The organism is Mesorhizobium sp. WSM4828 (genome assembly GCF_055811175.1).
This window is the reverse complement of sequence record NZ_JBVVQK010000119.1, coordinates 1-379: the sequence shown is the minus strand read 5'-3', so window position 1 is coordinate 379 and position 379 is coordinate 1. Positions and strand designations below refer to the sequence as shown.

Annotated in this window: 1 pseudogene; it reads left to right on the top strand. The window is 53.8% G+C overall.

The features are described 5' to 3' along the window. Positions 1-379 (top strand): annotated as a pseudogene (locus AC0L2X_RS32570) (calcium-binding protein); the annotation flags it as partial.

Genomic DNA, 379 nt, shown 5'->3' with positions numbered 1-379 from the left:
CATTACACGTCAGGCGGATCAGGCACGGAAATTGCACAAGCCGGATTTAACCTGGCTGACGTTTCATCCGTTGACCAACTCAATGCGCTGCCGGACGGTATGAAAGGCTTGGTCTATCTGAACGAAACCGACGGCGTAACCCAATCGTTTATCGACAAGGTCACGCCCTTCATCGGCAATCCGAAGCTGTTCGGATTCTTCCTTGTCGACGAGCCGGATCCCACCGGCCAATGGGGCACTTATGCCTCTGCCGCAAATCTGAAGGCAGAATCCGACTGGATTCATTCCAATGTGCCGGACGGCAAGACCTACATCACGATGATGAGCTTGGGAACGTCGGCGAATCCGGATTTTTCGGGCACGTACAATCCCGCCAATA